This window comes from Robiginitalea biformata HTCC2501, assembly GCF_000024125.1.
Lineage (GTDB): Bacteria > Bacteroidota > Bacteroidia > Flavobacteriales > Flavobacteriaceae > Robiginitalea > Robiginitalea biformata.
In genome coordinates this window covers 3,052,403-3,068,448 of sequence record NC_013222.1, presented here as the reverse complement: position 1 = coordinate 3,068,448, position 16,046 = coordinate 3,052,403, and the positions used below count along the sequence as shown (strand labels likewise).

The window sequence follows — 16,046 nt, the reverse complement described above, 5'->3', positions numbered from 1 at the left end:
AACTCAATATATATGAGTTTCCGTATTTTCTGGTTGCGATATTGGTTCTAAATAATGTTTTGTCGAAGGTTTTCAGATTTTATTTTAATAAAAATAATTCCAAAATGAACCATAAAGGCAATACAAGATGCGATTGCCGCTCCAAAAAGGCCATAGGGTTTTAGTAGTATTATATTCAATAATAAATTTACAAGAGCAGACAATCCGTTTGCATAAAAGATTATCCGAGTATTTTTTTCTGAAAAAAAATATAATTCGTATAATTTAGAAAGTGTTAAAAGATAGAACGCAATTGCTATCCAAAAAATAAGGAAAAAGCCATCACTGTATTGATCAGAAAGTAATAGTTTTCCGATGATATTTCTAGTAAAGTAAATCACAACTAAAATTGGGATAGCAACAGTCGTATATACTTTTCCATAGCGTTCCAATACCTTTTTTTTCTGGTCCCTTTTAACTACAGCATATACTTGTGGCGTTACCATGATCATAAATATTGGGCTTAATACGAGAAAAATTTTAGACCCAACTCCATAGCTAGCGCTATATATTCCCACCTTCTCCGTAGAAAGAAAATATTCAATGGCATAACGGTCAAAGTAATTGCTGATCCAGGTCCAAAGGGCCAAGAAAATTAAAGGCCAGGCATAGCGAATATATTTTTTAAAAAAGGAGGAGTACTTCACTGGAAAACCTCCTAAATAAAAATGATACTTCCTGCCAAAAAACAATAATCCCAAAACTCCACCGAATAATTGCATCGCCCAAAGGGCATATATATCAGTCAAATAATTATAACCTATATAAAAGTAGAGTGAGATAAACAGAAGAGCAGAGATAGACCGAAGAAGAGCAAGCTTGGAAAAGTCAATTAGTCGATTTCTAATATTCAGGTGATCGTTTAAGACATTATTTAAGCTGCTTGTCAGGATAAAAAAGAATAAAAGAATAAAAAGTGGCCAGAGTTGCGTGCCGTAGTACCAAGCGAGGAATGAAGCCATTAATAAATAAGAAATTCCGATCGAAACGACCATCGTGATTACGAAGGGTTTTATGCCAATCCGCGGAATTAAAGTATTATTACTGGTTTTAATGAATTGTATTATTGGATGGATTAAAAGAGTTGTAAAAAAAGTGTACGTCGCAAACTGAATTCCATATGTTCCGAAGTCTTCAGGAGAGACATAAATGGCAATTAGCTTACCACTAATTAAGGCAATTATAGCGCTGATTATCTGAGATGCCAGGACATAATTTCTGTCCTTTTGCTTAAAGAGTGTATTTATCTTTTCGTGAATTTCCCCAAATGTGATCATCGGAATTGAATCAAAAGGAATTATTGGGGTTTAACCGAGGAACTGTTTTCCAAATACCACTCATACGCCCGTTTAATCCCGTCTTCCAACCCAATCTCGGCTTTCCAGCCCAGGGCATGGATATGGGAGACATCCAGCAGTTTGCGTGGCGTACCGTCCGGCTTGGAGGTGTCCCAACGGATTTCGCCTGTATGGCCCACAATGCGCTGAACGGTACGTGCGAGTTCTTTAATGGTGATGTCGCTGCCCGTGCCCACGTTGTACAGGTGGTCCGGTAGCGGGTTCTCCAGGGCATGGACCACGGCCCGGGCCAGGTCGTCCACGTGCAGGAATTCCCGACGGGGGGAGCCGCTGCCCCAGAGGGTTACCGGGGCGTTGTCGTTTTGTTTGGCCTCGTGGAATTTGCGGATCAGCGCGGGCAGGACGTGGGAGGTCTCCAGGTCAAAATTATCGTTGGGGCCGTACAGGTTGGTGGGCATCAGGCTTACATAGTCCCGGTTGTACTGATCCCGAAGCGCCTGGATGAGCCGAACCCCGGCAATCTTGGCCAGGGCGTACCCCTCGTTGGTAGGTTCCAGGGGGCCGGTGAGCAGGGCGTCTTCCCGGATGGGCTGTTCGGCCATTTTCGGGTAGATGCAGGAACTGCCCAGGAAGACGAATTTTGGTACGCCGGCTTCATGAGCTGCCTGGATCAGGTTGTTTTGTATCCGGAGGTTTTCCAGTAGGAACTCGTACTGGTTCCGGCTGTTGGCCAGGATCCCCCCAACACGCGCCGCGGCGTCCACGATGGCTGCCGGCTGCTCGTCGGCAATGAACGCTGAGGTGGCCCGCGCATCCCGCAAATCCAGCTCGCTGCTGCTGCGGCCTGTCAGGTTGGAATAACCGGCGGCTTCCAGGGCGCGCCAGACGGCGGAGCCCACCATCCCGCGGTGCCCGGCAATGTATATTTTGTCGCTTTTTTCCACGGCCTACTCGTAATAATTTGGGGTGGAATAGCCCCCGTGGTTCAGGTGGCGGTCTTTCTGCATCAGCAGCAAATCGCTGGCCATCATCTCCCGGACCATTTCCTCCAGGGAGCAGGTTGGTTTCCAGCCCAGTTTTTCATAGGCTTTCGAGGCATCGCCTACCAGGAGGTCTACCTCGGTGGGACGGAAGTACTTCGGGTCGATGCGCACCACTACCTGGCCTATGGGCACCTGGTAATCCGGGTGGGATGCAGACGCCACGCGCCCGGTTTCGTTTTCGCCCTGGCCTTCGAATTCGAGTTCCACCCCGATTTCCGCAAATGCCATCCGGACCAGGTCGCGAACGCGGGTGGTCTTGCCGGTGGCAATCACCCAGTCTTCGGGCGCTTCGGCCTGCAATATCATCCACATCATCCGGACGTAGTCCCGGGCGTGCCCCCAGTCCCGCTCCGCGTCCAGGTTGCCCAGGTAGAGCGTGTCCTGCAGCCCCATGGCAATCCGCGCCACGGCCCGCGTGATCTTCCGGGTAACAAAAGTCTCCCCCCGGATGGGCGATTCGTGGTTGAACAAAATCCCGTTACAGGCAAACATGCCGTAGGCCTCCCGGTAATTCACTGTAATCCAGTAGGCGTACAGCTTGGCCACTCCATACGGGCTCCGCGGGTAAAACGGGGTGGTTTCCGTCTGGGGCACCTCCTGCACCTTCCCATAGAGCTCCGAGGTGGAGGCCTGGTAGATACGCGTTTTATGTTCCAGCCCCAACAGCCGCACGGCTTCCAGGATCCGCAGGGTCCCCGTGCCGTCCGCATTGGCCGTGTATTCCGGGATCTCAAAAGAAACGCGGACATGGCTCATCGCGGCCAGGTTGTAGATTTCGTCGGGTTGGATTTTCTGGATGAGCCGGATGAGGTTGGAACTGTCCGTCATATCCCCGTAGTGGAGGATAAAATTCCGGTTTTCCACATGGGGGTCCTGGTAGAGGTGGTCGATGCGCTCCGTGTTAAAAAGGGACGACCGGCGCTTCAACCCGTGCACAATATACCCCTTATTGAGCAGGAATTCGCTGAGGTAGGCCCCGTCCTGGCCGGTAACCCCGGTGATAAAAGCTACTTTTTTCTTTTCTTCATGTTCCATGCGCATCGGGCTTTGCTTTAAACGAATAACTAGTGATTGGGTTGGGGGAACTCAATACGGTTTCGGTTTGCCAGCTGGCCTCATTCGGTTTTGCGGCGGGGGTAATCCGGGCTCCTGGCCCATCCGGATCGCTCCGGGGCAGGTTGCCCGTTTTCGTGGGCGGCGGCGGGGACTTTGCCGCCAGCTCGGGACTCCCCTTGGGGTTCCCGGGAATCCGGGTGTTCATCTGCCGGCTTTTCCGGTTCCTGCCGCGTGCGGTGCACCACAAAGCGGCGTTTTGCCTCGGCAAAGACGTGGGTGCGCTTTTGCTGCAGCTCTTTGGTTTCCGAATAGGCGTAGCGTTCTGCAACGGGCTCGGTTACCGGCAGGGGGCGGGCATCCGCTGCCTGGGGCCGCTTAACCGGGATGGGCGCAACCCCGGGGGCGGATTCACGCCTTTCCGGGATCAGGAAGGGGTATTTGTACAGCAGGGAACCCAGGACAAAGCCAATGACCAACTGCAGGGTTGGGTTCCAGTCGTTGATGAGCCAGATGGCGGCCACCAGCAGGATATTGCTCAGGATGATGGCCGCAGTGGCCTGTATGTGGCTGAAACCCCGGGCAATAAAGCGGTGGTGGATGTGGTTCCGGTCCGGGCTGAACGGGCTGCGGTTTTCTATCAGCCGGATTGTAAAGACGCGCAGGCTGTCGATGATTGGGTAGGAGAGGACCGCGAGCAGGGCAGTGGGCGCATGGGGCATTGTAAATGCGGCAAACGGCTCGTGGTTGACCATGATAAAACTCATCCCCTGGTAGGCCAGGAGGTAGCCCAAGAAGAGCGAGCCGGAATCCCCCATAAAGAGTTTGTCCCGCTTGGCGAAATTAAAAACCAGGAAGCCCAGGATGGCCCCGATAAGCGCAAAGGAGGTGACCGCCAGCAGCAGGTTTCCGTTGACCAGGAAAAACACCCCGAAAATCAGGCTTGCCAGCGTGGCCAGGGAACCGGCCAGGCCGTCGATGCCGTCGGTGAGGTTGAAGGCGTTGATGATGACGATAAAAACAAACAGGGAAAAAAGCACAGAAACCCAATAGGGCATCTCCCAGACGCCCAGCATCCCGCCAAAACCCGTAATCCGGATGTCCGTGAGCAGGATCACGATGCCGGCCGAGAAGATCTGGCCCATGAATTTTTTCTTGGGCGCCAGTACAATCAGGTCGTCCTTGATCCCCAGGAACAGGAGGATGGTGGTAGTGGCGACAATCGAAATGAGCTTGATCAGGTCTGCGTTGGAGAATTCCAGGAAGATCCCGAAGAGCATCAGGGTAATGCAGAAGGCCAGGAACATGCCCACGCCTCCCAGGGTAGGAGTTTTTTGGCTGTGGGAACTCCTTTCGCCCGGGTCGTCCATCAGATTTTTCTTTTGGACCACGTAGATAATCACGGGGAATATCCGGATGCTGATCGCCCAGGCGGTGATCGCCACTATGGGAACAAGGAAATAGGTCTCGGATAGCAAACCAAGATTGTGGAGCATGGGGTGGTGTTCTCGAGGGTTGATTACTTAGGCTAGATTACGCAAAATGCGGCAGCCAACCGAACCCTGAAGCTACCAGTTTTCAAATAGTTATCCACGATTTTATCGACGAACTGCACGTTAGCAGGAGGATTTGCGGATATCGCAACAGGAATTGCTGTTTCTCGCAATTTGGCGGTTTAACCCGATGGATTTTGAGAGGTCCGCAAAGGGATGGCAGTATCGGGATTCCCTAGGAATTCATCCACTCCTTAAACTCCGGCGCCTTGGCCTTGCTCACCACAATCCGCTCGGCGGACGGCGGGTTTACCTGCAGGATGAGCTTGCCGTTAAAGTAGTATTTGATGTTGCTGATGGCGTCGCGCTGGATGATGAACTGCCGGTTGGCCCGGAAGAATCGTTTCGGGTCCAGGGAAGCCTCCACGTCCTCGAGTTTCTGGTCCATGGCGTAGGCCTGCTTATCAAAGGTCATCGCCTTTACCACCCCCGTATCGATGTAGATATAGGCAATTTGGTTGGTTTTTACCGGGACGAGCTCGTCGCGGTGGGCCAGCAGGAAGGTAGATTTGTAGGCGCGCGTTTCCTGGTTGAGCAACTCCAGCAGGCCGGATACCTGTTCGGGCCGGATCCCTTGCCCCCGTTGTTCCCCGGATGGTGCCTGTTCCCCGGATGGTGCCGATTCCCCGGATGGTGCCTGCTCCCCGGAACCCGGATCAATGCGTCGCCCGGCGTCGTCTTTTTGCAGGTGGTATTGCTGCAGGGCCTGCTGGAGGTCGTCCGGGTCGATGGGTTTGAGCAGGTAGTCAATGCTGTTGACCTTAAAGGCCTTCAGCGCGTACTGGTTGTAGGCGGTGGTAAAGATTACCGGGATGGTGAGCCGCACTTTTTCGAAGATTTCAAAAGACAGGCCGTCTGCCAGGTGGATGTCCATAAACACCAGGTCGGCGTCGTCCCGGGTTTTAAAATAGGACACGGCCGCCTTTACCGAATCGATGACCTTCAGCACTTCGATATCCGGGTCGATGCCGCGGAGCAGGTAGGTGAGGTTGTCGCTGGCGGACAATTCGTCTTCTACGATGACTACTTTCACGAGGCAGCTTTTAAGGGGAGTTCCACCCGGAAGGCATCGTCCGTGCGCCGGATGGCAACCTTTGTTTTCTTGATAAGGGAGAACCGTTTTTGCAAATTGGTGAGACCATAGCCGGTACGGTCCGGCAGGGAGCTCCTCTCCCGCACCTTGTTGCTGACCACCAGGGTTTTCCCCTCGTTGAAAATCTCCACTTTCAGCGGGTTTTTCTCGGAAATTTCATTGTGCTTTACCGCGTTTTCAACCAGGATCTGCAAGGCCAGGGGGGGAATGCATTCCTCCATTAATTCCGGGTCGATGCGGATGTCGATCTCAAAACGGTCGCGATACCGGGTACGGATCAAAAACGTATAGCTCTCCAGGAATTTCAGTTCGTCGGCCACCGATACCAGGTCGGTATCCCCGCTCTGCAGGATATACCGGTACATATGGGAGAGCTTCCGCACAAACTGGGAAGCCTGTTCGTTGTCGCGGACCAGGGAGGAAAGCGAATTCAGGGAGTTGAACAGGAAATGCGGGTCTACCTGGTTCTTAAAGGCCGCGAGTTCGTTTTGCAGGTTTTGCTGCTTAAGGCGTTCGTTTTCGATGAGGCTTTCCTGTTGGTCCGTTTGCAGGCGCAGGATCCGGGCGATAAAAAACAGGACCAGCAGCAGGATGGCATACCGGAAGTGCAGGAACTGGAAGTCTTCCTGGGTCAGGGCCGATTCGTCCAGGAACCCGTGGAGGTATTCCCACAAGAGGATAGCGGCAATCAGCATGCCGATATCCAGGAGGATCAGGGCGCCAAAACGGAGGTAGGGCGGCCAGTTGATCCGGGTATAGGCCAGGTTGGCATTCAGGTGGAGGATGGACCAGCCGAATAGGGCCATAAAGGTGATGCGGAAAAGGATATCGACGATCCACATGCCCGAGGAGTCCATCCGTCCGCTGCTGATCAGGCTGTAGAGGAACAGATTGCGCGGGATGGATGCAAGGATCGCCAGCAGGAGGGAAACCCGCAGCAGGGTGGCTTGCTTGACCGGTTTTCTGGACATGGTAAGGCGCGTCTTAGCTGATAGATAAATGTAATACATTTTGGGCGGGGGCGTTTTTCCGGAATATTCGGGCAGGGGTTTTCCGGGGGGTTGGGCGAAAAACAAAACGGGCCCCCAAGTTTGCTTGAAAGCCCGTCTGTCGAGGCCGGAAAGCCTCTTCATCAATCAACTGATCTGATTATTTGCGCGCCGTCCTCAGTGCTCCTGCGGGGGATTCCATGCCTTCAAAGGGGTTGAAACCCGCCGGCAGGTAGGCGTCTGTGTCGAAGCCCAGGTCGATGGCCTCTTCGTCGGTGTACAGGTTCAGCCGATCCAGTTCTTCATAGTGGGCAATCTTCCCGGCGTAGGGGTCAAAGCCCACCGGCAGATAGGCCGATGTATCGAAGTCGAATTCTATCACCGGGTCGGTTTCGGGGACTTCCAGGGAAGTGGGGTCCAGGTGCACCGCGGCGGCCTGCTCCCGGAGGTGGCTTTCGAACTCCCGGTTCATCTCGCGGATCAGTTCAGTGCTTCCGCTGTGGTCGCCTTTGTGGCAGCAGCTGTCGGCGGCCTGGCTTATATACGTTCCTCCCAGCAGGGAGACTCCTAAAAGAATTGTTGAAATTTTCATGGTTGCTATAGTATTGATAATGGGGTTTGCAATGATTTACAGGACAAATGTAAGGCGGGGTAGGGCCTCCCGGGACGCTTTTCTAACCGAAGCGTCCCAATCCGGGGGTGAAGCGTCCGGATGTGTGGGTGAAGTTCCCGGCACACTTTAAGACCAACCGTTCTGATGCCCAGAGATGTTTGTGAACAATTTGGCTGCAACCGATCAAAAGTTTTATCTTTGCCCACCGGTTTCGGGATGTAGCGCAGTCCGGTAGCGTACTTCGTTCGGGACGAAGGGGTCGCAGGTTCAAATCCTGTCATCCCGACCAAGCAGAAAAGCGGTTTGCGAGAGCAAACCGCTTTTTATTTTCCCTTGCGTCAAAAGCTTGCTTTTGTAGGCAAAGGGGAAAATAAAAAGCGTAAAGCGCCGAATAGGCGCTTTGTTTTTCTATTTGCACCGAGGGATAAAATGGATTGCGTCGCCGAAAGGCGGCGAAATCCAATTGCGTCGAAAGCTCGCTTTCGAAAGTGGGTCGGAAAATAAAAAGGGAAGAACGCGCCAGACCCGCCCACGCACCACCTGGCTCCTCGCTACACAAGGTCCACCGGACCTTGTGTAACCGCTCGGCCCTCTATTTGCAAGAATGGATGGAACGGATTGCCGAGCGCAGCGAGGAAATCCTTGTGCTCTTTTTGGTTTTAAGCCGTGCGGGCCAGAGTCCGGCTATGGACTTTTTAATCCGTGAAATCGAACCGACTAAATTGCCGGGATATACATATTTACCTGTTGAGCGCAGACTTTTAACTATCAGGTCTTTCACTGCTGTAGTTTGTATTGAGTGGAGGATATCTGTGATTCAACCATCGGAGGTCCTTATTCTTCCCTCGAAATCATTACTTTTGTTTCCGGATGCACAGGTTCAAACAAATAAAGGCGGGAATGATGCTGCTTATCATGGGGCTCATGATGGCGCACAATGCCTTTGCCCATGAACATCATCACGGGCATGACCCGTCAACTTCGGAAAAAGTGCCGTCCGGACACCACCATCACGATGGAGACCATCACCACCATGGCGAACAACCTGCAGAGAAGGAGGCCTCCAGGGATCTGCTGGGGTTCCTGCTTGAAGCCCATTCCGACGGCTCCCATTCCCATGACTACATGCCGGGGACGGTTGAGGTTGTTACCCGGAATAAAACACAAGCGCTCAACTACTTTAACCTGACAGAGGGGTTTTATTTCCGCCCCTGCCTAACGAATTTTGATAGGGAGCCTTTTTTTGTTGACGATGATTCCGGTGGTCAACTAGCCATTTATCTATCCATTTCCCTCCGGGCTCCTCCGGTATTGTGTTGATTCTACCAACGACAGGAAGCGACAAGGCCTGAATGCCTGGATTTCGCTATTCTGTCGCATCCATTGATTCAACCAAAGCCAATACCATGCAAAAGCATTTTGTATTCGCGATCTGCGGATGCCTGTTCCTTTCCGGAGTCTTTGCACAAACCCCGGAAATCGACGGAATTTTACAGCAGATTGAGCAGAACAACCGGGAACTACAGGCAATATCCTCATATCTGGAGGGCAGAAAACTGGAATTAAAATCAGGAAATAACTTGCCTGATCCGCAATTCGGCTTCTTTTACCTTCCCAATGGAGATAACTCCACGGGCGATTACACGGAATTCCAGGTAAGCCAAACCATCGAGTTTCCAACTGTCTACGGCGCCAGGGGTACCCTGATCGAAGAACAGGAAACCCAATTGGAGCTCGAGTATCTATCGAGACGACAGGAAATACTGTTACGGGCCAAAGGGCACGGCCTGGAATTGATCTATCTCAACAAGCGCATCGCAACCGAACAAGAACGCCTGGAGCAGGCCCGTACTGTGATGGATCAGGTTGAAGAACTTTACAGGCGCGAACAGAATGGGATACTGGAGCTCAACAAAGCCAAAGTGGCCTGGCTACAGGATCAGTTTAAGGTACAGCAGCTTGAAAACGAAAGGCGGAATGTCCGACTTCTCCTCCAAAACCTCAACGGCGGTACCCCCCTGAAAATAGAAGGTTCAGAATTTAGCGGAACCCTTGACATAGCAGACCTGGACGTACTTTGGCAGGACAGGCTGGTGCATGATGCCGATCTGGTCCTGATCCGGCAGGAGGAAGTTATTGCTGCGCAAGCCCTGGCAGTATCCCGAAATAAATCCCTGCCCAACCTGACTGCCGGGTACAATCAGCAGGGGGTGCCGGGAGCGATCTATTCCGGACTGTATGCAGGGATAAGCCTGCCGTTATGGAGCAACCGTAACAAGGTAAAATCCGCCAGGTCTCACCTGGAATTTCAGGAGGTGAATTCCACCAGAAAAACCCAGGAGGCGCGCACCCGGTTCGAAAAGCAGGTCAACGAATATCAGATGATGCTGTCGCGGTATCGTGAATATCAAACGACCCTTTCGGGTATGGACAGCGAATCCCTGCTAATGGAGGCCTATCAGCTAGGCGAAATTTCCTTTATGGATTATTACAGAGAATTACAGTTTTACCGGGATGCATACGATTCCATGATTAAGATGGAATATGAATTGTTCCGACAGCAAGCAGAATTATTAAAACACAAGTTATAACCCTTTTAAGACCAAAATCATGAAAATATCTAAAATTATTTTAGCACTGACCCTTGTAGTTGTCTTTTCCTGCAAAGGCAAAAATGCAGAAGGCGAACATGGACACGAACACGGTGCCGAAACCCATGAGCACTCCCATGAGGCGGAGGCTGCAGACCACGGCCACAGCCATGAAGGCGAAGAAACGCATTCACATGAGGGGGAGCATCACCAGCAGGAATCCTTCACCCTGGAAGCGGATTCAGTAAAAGTGGATAAAGACTCCACCCATACCCATGAGGACGGAACCACTCATCACGATCACTAATTTTAATACCGCGCAACGATGCGTTATCTAGTCATATTGTTGATCCTGCTTTCCGCGGGGTGCCGGTCTTCGGAAGACCAGGGCCACAGCCATGATGAGGCTGGGGAGCATTCACATGAAGGGGAAGGAACCCCGGCCATGGCATTTACCGTCTGGACAGAAAAAACGGAATTGTTTGTGGAGTTCCCGGCCCTGGTGGTTGGGCAAACCAGCCGTTTTGCCGCGCATTTTACGGTTTTGCAGGGACACAGGCCCGTGCGGGAGGGAAGTGTTACCGTGAGCCTTATCAGGGGGAATAAAGGCATCCGCCATACGGTGGATGGCCCCAATTCTCCAGGGATTTTTACTCCGGCTCTTCAACCCGGGGAAGCCGGCAGCTTTCAACTGGTATTTGATATCAATACACCAGACTATTCAGACCGGATCACCCTCGAAGATATCCCGGTTTTCGCAAGTTTGGCTGAAGCCGCGGGTAGCCTTCCCAAGCCGGAAGAAGGGAATGATATTTCCTTTCTGAAGGAACAGGCCTGGAAGATGGATTTTCAGACCCGCCCGGCAACTGAAAAAGAAATTTATGAGACCCTGCCGACATCCGGTACCTGGCAGGTGGCCCCATCCGATTACCGAACCCTGGTGGCCCCGGCAAATGGTCGCGTAAATTTCAGTCGGTCTTCCCTCACTGAGGGCAGTCCGGTCAGCAAAGGACAGGTCTTGATGACCCTGAGCAGTTCAGGATTTGCCAGGGAAAACCTGGAAACAGAGATTCAAAAGGCCCGGGCGGAGTTAAATCGCATGGAGTCGGAATATGAGCGCAAGAAAGCTTTGCTGAACTCCCGCATCGTTCCCAGGGCCGAGTTTGAAGCGGTGGAACAAAACTACCTCGTTGCAAAGGCGAACTATGAAACCCTGAGTCAGGGATACACTGGAAACGGCATCCAGGTAGCAGCTCCCTTTGACGGATATATAAAATCCATCGCATCAGTCAATGGGGACTACGTAGCCCAGGGTGCCACTTTGCTCACGATTACGAGCCATAAGAGCAGCATGCTGCAGGTTCAGGTAAGCCCGAGGTATGCCCGGGAGCTCCAATCCATCCGGAACATATGGTACCAGCCCGCACCCGGCACGTGGTCCAGCCTACTCGCCAAAGGGGGCAAGATCCTGTCTGTTGGCAAGGAGGTTGAGGCAGACCAGCCCCTGATCCGCATATATGCCGAGGTCAATGAGGGCGTGGAAATGCCGGAGGGAAGTTTTACGGAAGTACAGGTGGCCTTTGGCAACCCCGGACTGTCTACTGTAGTACCTGCCCAAGCCTTGCTGGAAGATTACGGGGAGTATTCCGTAATCGTACAGCGCTCCGGGGAAGCCTTTGAAAGGCGGTACGTACAAATAGGAAAGCGCAACGGGAATGAGGTGGAAATCACCCAGGGCCTGGCACCTGGGGAGGTGGTGGTAACCAAAGGGGCCTATCAGGTGAAAATGGCTTCCATGTCGGGGCAGGCCCCCGCCCATGGCCATGCTCATTAAATAATAGTTATGCTGAACAAAATACTGACCCTTTCCCTGCACAACCGCCTGGTGGTTTTATTGGGGGCTGCCCTGCTGAGTGCAGCGGGCATCTACCTGGCCCGTACCATGAATGTGGATGTATTCCCGGATCTGACTGCCCCAACCGTTACGATCCTGACCGAAGCCCACGGCATGGAGTCCGAAGAAGTTGAAAAACTGGTTACCTACCAGCTGGAAACGGCTATGAACGGATCTCCCAACGTGCGGAGGATCCGTTCCTCCTCTGCTAGCGGCATTTCCATTGTGTGGGTAGAATTCGAGTGGGGCACCGATATTTACCGGGCCCGCCAGATAGTGAGCGAGCGCATCCCCGTGGTACAGGAAAGCCTGCCTGAGGGGGTGGGTACCCCAACCATGGCGCCGATCTCCTCCATCATGGGGGAGATCATGTTGCTGGGCGTGCGGTCCGACAGTTTATCCCCCATGGAGTTGCGCACCCTTTCGGACTGGGTCATCCGGCCCAGGATCAAATCCATCGGAGGCATTGCCAATGTGATCGTAATCGGTGGCGATTACAAGCAATACCAAGTGTTGGCGAACCCTGAAAAATTGAAGTACTACAACGTAGGTCTGCAGGAATTGCTTCAGAAAGTGGCCGAGAGCAACAGGAACGCGCCGGGAGGCATCCTCAATCAGCATGGGAACCAGTACCTTATTAAGGGAAGCGGCAGAGCGCATTCGCCCGACCAAATTCGGGAGGCCACCCTGAAGCAGGTAAATGGGCAGACAGTGAAAGTGGGAGATGTGGCCACCGTACAAATTGGGGCCGCCGATAAAATCGGGGATGGTTCCCTGAATGCATCCCCGGCCGTGATCCTTACCCTTTCCAAACAGCCGGAAGTAAATACCCTGGAACTCACCGACCGGCTCGACGCTGCTATTTCGGACCTGCAGCGGACCTTGCCTGGGGTGGAAATTAAAAACCATATTTTCCGGCAGGCCAATTTTATCGATGCCTCAATTGACAACCTTAACCGAACCTTGCTGGAAGGGGCATTTTTTGTCGTCCTGGTCCTGTTTATCTTTTTAATGAATTGGCGCACAACGGTCATTTCCCTGGTAGCCATACCGATATCGTTGCTGGTTTCCATTATCGTTCTCAAGCTGCTGGGATATACGATCAATACCATGAGTCTCGGTGGGATGGCCATCGCCATCGGAGCCCTGGTCGACGATGCGATTATCGATGTGGAGAACGTATTTAAGAGGCTCCGGGAAAATATCCGTAGGCCAAAAGGGGAACGACTCCCTGTTTTAACGGTGGTTAAAGATGCTTCCATTGAAATCCGAAGCTCCATTATCATTGCCACTTTAATCATCATTGTTTCCTTTATTCCGTTGTTTTTCCTGAGCGGGATGGAGGGCAGGCTGCTCAGGCCACTGGGGATCGCTTTTATCACTTCAGTGCTTACCTCCCTGTTGGTGGCAGTGACGGTTACCCCCGTATTGTGTTCCTATTTACTCCGAAGGGAAGACGTGCTCACAAAACAGGCCGGGGGAACCCGGGTGGAGCGCTGGTTGCAGGAGCATTATACCCGATTGCTGGACCGGGTCCTGAAAGTTCCCAAAATGGCTATTGGCATAACCGCCGGGATATTCCTGCTTAGCCTGGCCCTAATTACCCAGCTGGGCCGGAGCTTCCTGCCGGAATTTAACGAAGGGTCCCTGGTGATCAGCGCTGTGGGAGTTCCGGGCATGTCCCTGGAAGAGAGCAATAAAAACGGGGAACTGATCGAACGCCTGCTGCTGGAGATGCCGGAGGTAGAGGTGGTAACCCGCCGGACGGGGCGGGCGGAATTGGACGAGCACGCCCAGGGAGTGAACGCCGCGGAGATTGACGTGCCTTTTACCCTGGACGGCAAGACCAAAGAAGCATTTTTTGAGGAAGTCAGAACCAAACTGAGTGTTGTTCCGGGGGTGAATATTACCCTCGGACAACCTATTGCCCACCGCATTGACCATATGCTTTCCGGGACCCGGGCCAATATTGCCATCAAAATTTTCGGGGATGACCTGCAGCGGTTATTTGAACTGGGCAAGGAGATTGAATCGGCCATCGGGTCGGTGGATGGTATTGCAGATGTGGCCGTGGACCAGCAGATTGAAGTGCCCCAGCTTCGCATTACCCCTCGCAGGCAGCTACTGGCAGCTTACGGCATGACAGTAGGAGATCTTATGGAGCAGGTAGATGTGGCTTTCGCAGGCGAAAAGGCAGGGGAGATTTACGAAGGACAGCGGTACTTTGACCTGGTCGTCCGCTTCGAGAAAAGATGGCGGAACCAAATTCAGGCCATTGAATCTGCCCTGATCAGCCTTCCGGGTGGCGGGCAGGCACCCCTTGATCAATTGGCTGAGATTCGTTCCGTTAGCAGCCCCAATACCATTAGCCGCGAGGAAGTACAGCGAAAAATAGTGGTGGCTGCCAACGTGCAGGGACGTGACCTTCGGGGGGTGGTCAATGATATAGAAAAGATCATAGAAGGATCCATTGATCTTCCGGAAGGGTATCGCATTGATTATGGCGGACAGTTTGAAAGCGAGGCCAAAGCTTCCCGCTTACTGTTGATAACTGCCATCCTGGCCATCCTGGTCATCTTCCTCCTGCTTTATTTTGAGTTTAGGGATGTGAAACTGTCTTTCATTGTCCTGATCAACCTGCCATTGGCACTTATAGGAGGCATCCTGATCGTTTACTTCACTTCAGGGATCATAAGTATCGCGGCCACCATCGGATTTATCAGCCTCTTTGGAATTGCCACGCGTAACGGTATTTTGCTGGTATCGCGCTATGAAGATTTAAGGAAGGTGGGGATGGATGGAACAAAACTCCTGAAGACGGGTGCTCTGGACCGGTTAAATCCCATCCTGATGACTGCCTTTACCACGGGCCTGGCCCTGATCCCGCTAGCCCTTAAGGGAGGGGAGCCGGGCAATGAAATCCAGAGCCCGATGGCAGTTGTAATCCTGGGTGGGCTCCTGTCTGCTACGGTGCTGAATTTGGTGATTATTCCCTGCGTATATAAACTGGTGAATGCAAAATGATACTATGCGGATCGCACTGAATATCCTCTCGGCCTTGTTAGGCCTGTTGCTCCTCAACGGGGGCCTCAACAAATTCTTCAACTACATGCCCGCGCCGGAGGACCTGCCCGAGGCCATGGTCAAAGATTTCGGGGCCTTGACGGAAATTTCCTGGCTGATGCCCTTGATTGCCATTGCTGAAATCCTGGCAGGGATCCTGATTATTATACCCAAAACGCGAGCCCTGGGGGCGTTGATTTTCTTCCCGGTAGCGGTCGGCATCCTGCTTACCCATATTTTCGTGGGGCCTTCCGGCCTGCCGATTGCCCTGCTCGTCTGGGCCGTCCTGCTCTGGATCCTTTGGGACAACCGCGAGAAGTACCGCCCCCTGTTTAAATAGCATTTTACTATTGCTGTGTAGATGACCCGGGGATAGAAAATCCGGCAGCCGGTTCCCTGAAATCCAGTATCTTTACCCCATGCGATTCATGGCCTGCCTTTTTGCCTGCCTGACCCTTTTGATGTCTGCGGTACCCTGCTGTACGGAAGGGGATGGTTGCGCGGAAACCCCGGCACCCGAAACGGCCGGGCACACCGATGCGCCTTGCGGGGAAGCACCCGACGGGGAAGGCCCGTGTTCGCCATTCTACGCCTGCGGCTCCTGCCCGGGGTGCGTCGTACCCCAGGCCGTCGAACCCGAGGTGTCCGCAATGCCGGAGGCTCGCCAACTCATTGCGGATCGCCGCTCCACCCGGTTTCAATCCCCTCCGGGACACCGCCCATTGCGACCGCCCATCTTTACGGAATTCCTATAACCAGGCGCCGGTAGACTGATCGCCGCGCCAACAGGTGGACCGGGCGAATTCCGGTTCCGCAT

At 52.9% G+C, this 16,046-nt stretch carries 14 protein-coding genes and 1 tRNA gene; 8 read left to right on the top strand and 7 right to left on the bottom strand.

Going from position 1 to position 16,046, the window contains the following annotated elements:
- Positions 1 to 47 precede the first annotated feature (47 nt).
- The 7 genes from RB2501_RS13590 to RB2501_RS13560 all read right to left on the bottom strand — a co-directional run bounded on the left by RB2501_RS13590 (position 48) and on the right by RB2501_RS13560 (position 7,660).
- Positions 48 to 1,316, bottom strand: a complete 1,269-nt coding sequence (locus RB2501_RS13590; protein ID WP_015755429.1) for a lipopolysaccharide biosynthesis protein — start codon at positions 1,314 to 1,316, stop codon at positions 48 to 50.
- A 20-nt stretch (positions 1,317 to 1,336) separates the two neighbouring features.
- On the bottom strand, positions 1,337 to 2,281 hold the full coding sequence (locus RB2501_RS13585; protein WP_015755428.1) for a GDP-L-fucose synthase family protein: 945 nt from the start codon (positions 2,279 to 2,281) through the stop codon (positions 1,337 to 1,339).
- Between the two features lie 3 nt (positions 2,282 to 2,284).
- Positions 2,285 to 3,421 (bottom strand): GDP-mannose 4,6-dehydratase, encoded by a 1,137-nt coding sequence (gmd, locus tag RB2501_RS13580; protein ID WP_015755427.1) that lies wholly within the window; start codon positions 3,419 to 3,421, stop codon positions 2,285 to 2,287.
- Positions 3,422 to 3,495: 74 nt separating this feature from the next.
- The gene (locus RB2501_RS13575; protein ID WP_015755426.1) at positions 3,496 to 4,929 is read right to left on the bottom strand and encodes an MraY family glycosyltransferase; all 1,434 of its coding nucleotides are present in this window, start codon (positions 4,927 to 4,929) and stop codon (positions 3,496 to 3,498) included.
- Between the two features lie 232 nt (positions 4,930 to 5,161).
- Positions 5,162 to 6,019, bottom strand: a complete 858-nt coding sequence (locus tag RB2501_RS16300; RefSeq protein WP_015755425.1) for a LytR/AlgR family response regulator transcription factor — start codon at positions 6,017 to 6,019, stop codon at positions 5,162 to 5,164.
- The gene (locus RB2501_RS15890; protein WP_015755424.1) at positions 6,016 to 7,050 is read right to left on the bottom strand and encodes a sensor histidine kinase; all 1,035 of its coding nucleotides are present in this window, start codon (positions 7,048 to 7,050) and stop codon (positions 6,016 to 6,018) included. The genes RB2501_RS16300 and RB2501_RS15890 overlap by 4 nt, the downstream gene beginning before the upstream one ends.
- A 178-nt stretch (positions 7,051 to 7,228) precedes the next feature.
- Positions 7,229 to 7,660 carry a hypothetical protein gene (locus RB2501_RS13560; RefSeq protein WP_015755423.1) on the bottom strand — a complete coding sequence of 144 codons (432 nt, stop codon included), beginning with the start codon at positions 7,658 to 7,660 and terminating at the stop codon, positions 7,229 to 7,231.
- 233 nt (positions 7,661 to 7,893) lie between these two features.
- Between RB2501_RS13560 and RB2501_RS13555 the strand changes: the two genes are divergently transcribed.
- The 8 genes from RB2501_RS13555 to RB2501_RS13515 all read left to right on the top strand — a co-directional run bounded on the left by RB2501_RS13555 (position 7,894) and on the right by RB2501_RS13515 (position 15,984).
- Positions 7,894 to 7,970: transfer RNA gene (locus tag RB2501_RS13555), tRNA-Pro, on the top strand.
- A gap of 611 nt (positions 7,971 to 8,581) precedes the next feature.
- Positions 8,582 to 9,001, top strand: coding sequence for a hypothetical protein (locus tag RB2501_RS13545; RefSeq protein ID WP_148214386.1), 420 nt, complete (start codon positions 8,582 to 8,584; stop codon positions 8,999 to 9,001).
- An 86-nt stretch (positions 9,002 to 9,087) separates the two neighbouring features.
- The gene (locus tag RB2501_RS13540) at positions 9,088 to 10,272 is read left to right on the top strand and encodes a TolC family protein (RefSeq protein WP_041327872.1); all 1,185 of its coding nucleotides are present in this window, start codon (positions 9,088 to 9,090) and stop codon (positions 10,270 to 10,272) included.
- Between the two features lie 19 nt (positions 10,273 to 10,291).
- The gene (locus RB2501_RS13535) at positions 10,292 to 10,579 is read left to right on the top strand and encodes a hypothetical protein (RefSeq protein WP_015755419.1); all 288 of its coding nucleotides are present in this window, start codon (positions 10,292 to 10,294) and stop codon (positions 10,577 to 10,579) included.
- A gap of 18 nt (positions 10,580 to 10,597) precedes the next feature.
- A complete protein-coding gene (locus RB2501_RS13530; protein ID WP_041327275.1) occupies positions 10,598 to 12,106 on the top strand; it encodes an efflux RND transporter periplasmic adaptor subunit in 1,509 nt (502 codons plus the stop codon).
- Between the two features lie 9 nt (positions 12,107 to 12,115).
- A complete protein-coding gene (locus RB2501_RS13525) occupies positions 12,116 to 15,190 on the top strand; it encodes an efflux RND transporter permease subunit (protein ID WP_015755417.1) in 3,075 nt (1,024 codons plus the stop codon).
- A 4-nt stretch (positions 15,191 to 15,194) separates the two neighbouring features.
- Positions 15,195 to 15,569 (top strand): DoxX family protein, encoded by a 375-nt coding sequence (locus RB2501_RS13520; protein ID WP_148214385.1) that lies wholly within the window; start codon positions 15,195 to 15,197, stop codon positions 15,567 to 15,569.
- Between the two features lie 79 nt (positions 15,570 to 15,648).
- The gene (locus RB2501_RS13515; RefSeq protein ID WP_041327274.1) at positions 15,649 to 15,984 is read left to right on the top strand and encodes a hypothetical protein; all 336 of its coding nucleotides are present in this window, start codon (positions 15,649 to 15,651) and stop codon (positions 15,982 to 15,984) included.
- The last annotated feature ends 62 nt before the right edge of the window (positions 15,985 to 16,046 follow it).

Excerpts from the sequence above, each read along its gene's own strand:
- RB2501_RS13525 (WP_015755417.1), top strand. The coding sequence starts at position 12,116 with ATGCTGAACAAAATACTGACCCTTTCCCTGCACAACCGCCTGGTGGTT.
- RB2501_RS13575 (WP_015755426.1), bottom strand. The coding sequence starts at position 4,929 with ATGCTCCACAATCTTGGTTTGCTATCCGAGACCTATTTCCTTGTTCCC.
- RB2501_RS13545 (WP_148214386.1), top strand. The coding sequence starts at position 8,582 with ATGATGCTGCTTATCATGGGGCTCATGATGGCGCACAATGCCTTTGCC.
- RB2501_RS13535 (WP_015755419.1), top strand. The coding sequence starts at position 10,292 with ATGAAAATATCTAAAATTATTTTAGCACTGACCCTTGTAGTTGTCTTT.
- RB2501_RS15890 (WP_015755424.1), bottom strand. The coding sequence starts at position 7,050 with ATGTCCAGAAAACCGGTCAAGCAAGCCACCCTGCTGCGGGTTTCCCTC.
- RB2501_RS13540 (WP_041327872.1), top strand. The coding sequence starts at position 9,088 with ATGCAAAAGCATTTTGTATTCGCGATCTGCGGATGCCTGTTCCTTTCC.
- gmd (WP_015755427.1), bottom strand. The coding sequence starts at position 3,421 with ATGCGCATGGAACATGAAGAAAAGAAAAAAGTAGCTTTTATCACCGGG.
- RB2501_RS13560 (WP_015755423.1), bottom strand. The coding sequence starts at position 7,660 with ATGAAAATTTCAACAATTCTTTTAGGAGTCTCCCTGCTGGGAGGAACG.
- RB2501_RS13590 (WP_015755429.1), bottom strand. The coding sequence starts at position 1,316 with ATGATCACATTTGGGGAAATTCACGAAAAGATAAATACACTCTTTAAG.
- RB2501_RS13520 (WP_148214385.1), top strand. The coding sequence starts at position 15,195 with ATGCGGATCGCACTGAATATCCTCTCGGCCTTGTTAGGCCTGTTGCTC.
- RB2501_RS13530 (WP_041327275.1), top strand. The coding sequence starts at position 10,598 with ATGCGTTATCTAGTCATATTGTTGATCCTGCTTTCCGCGGGGTGCCGG.
- RB2501_RS13515 (WP_041327274.1), top strand. The coding sequence starts at position 15,649 with ATGCGATTCATGGCCTGCCTTTTTGCCTGCCTGACCCTTTTGATGTCT.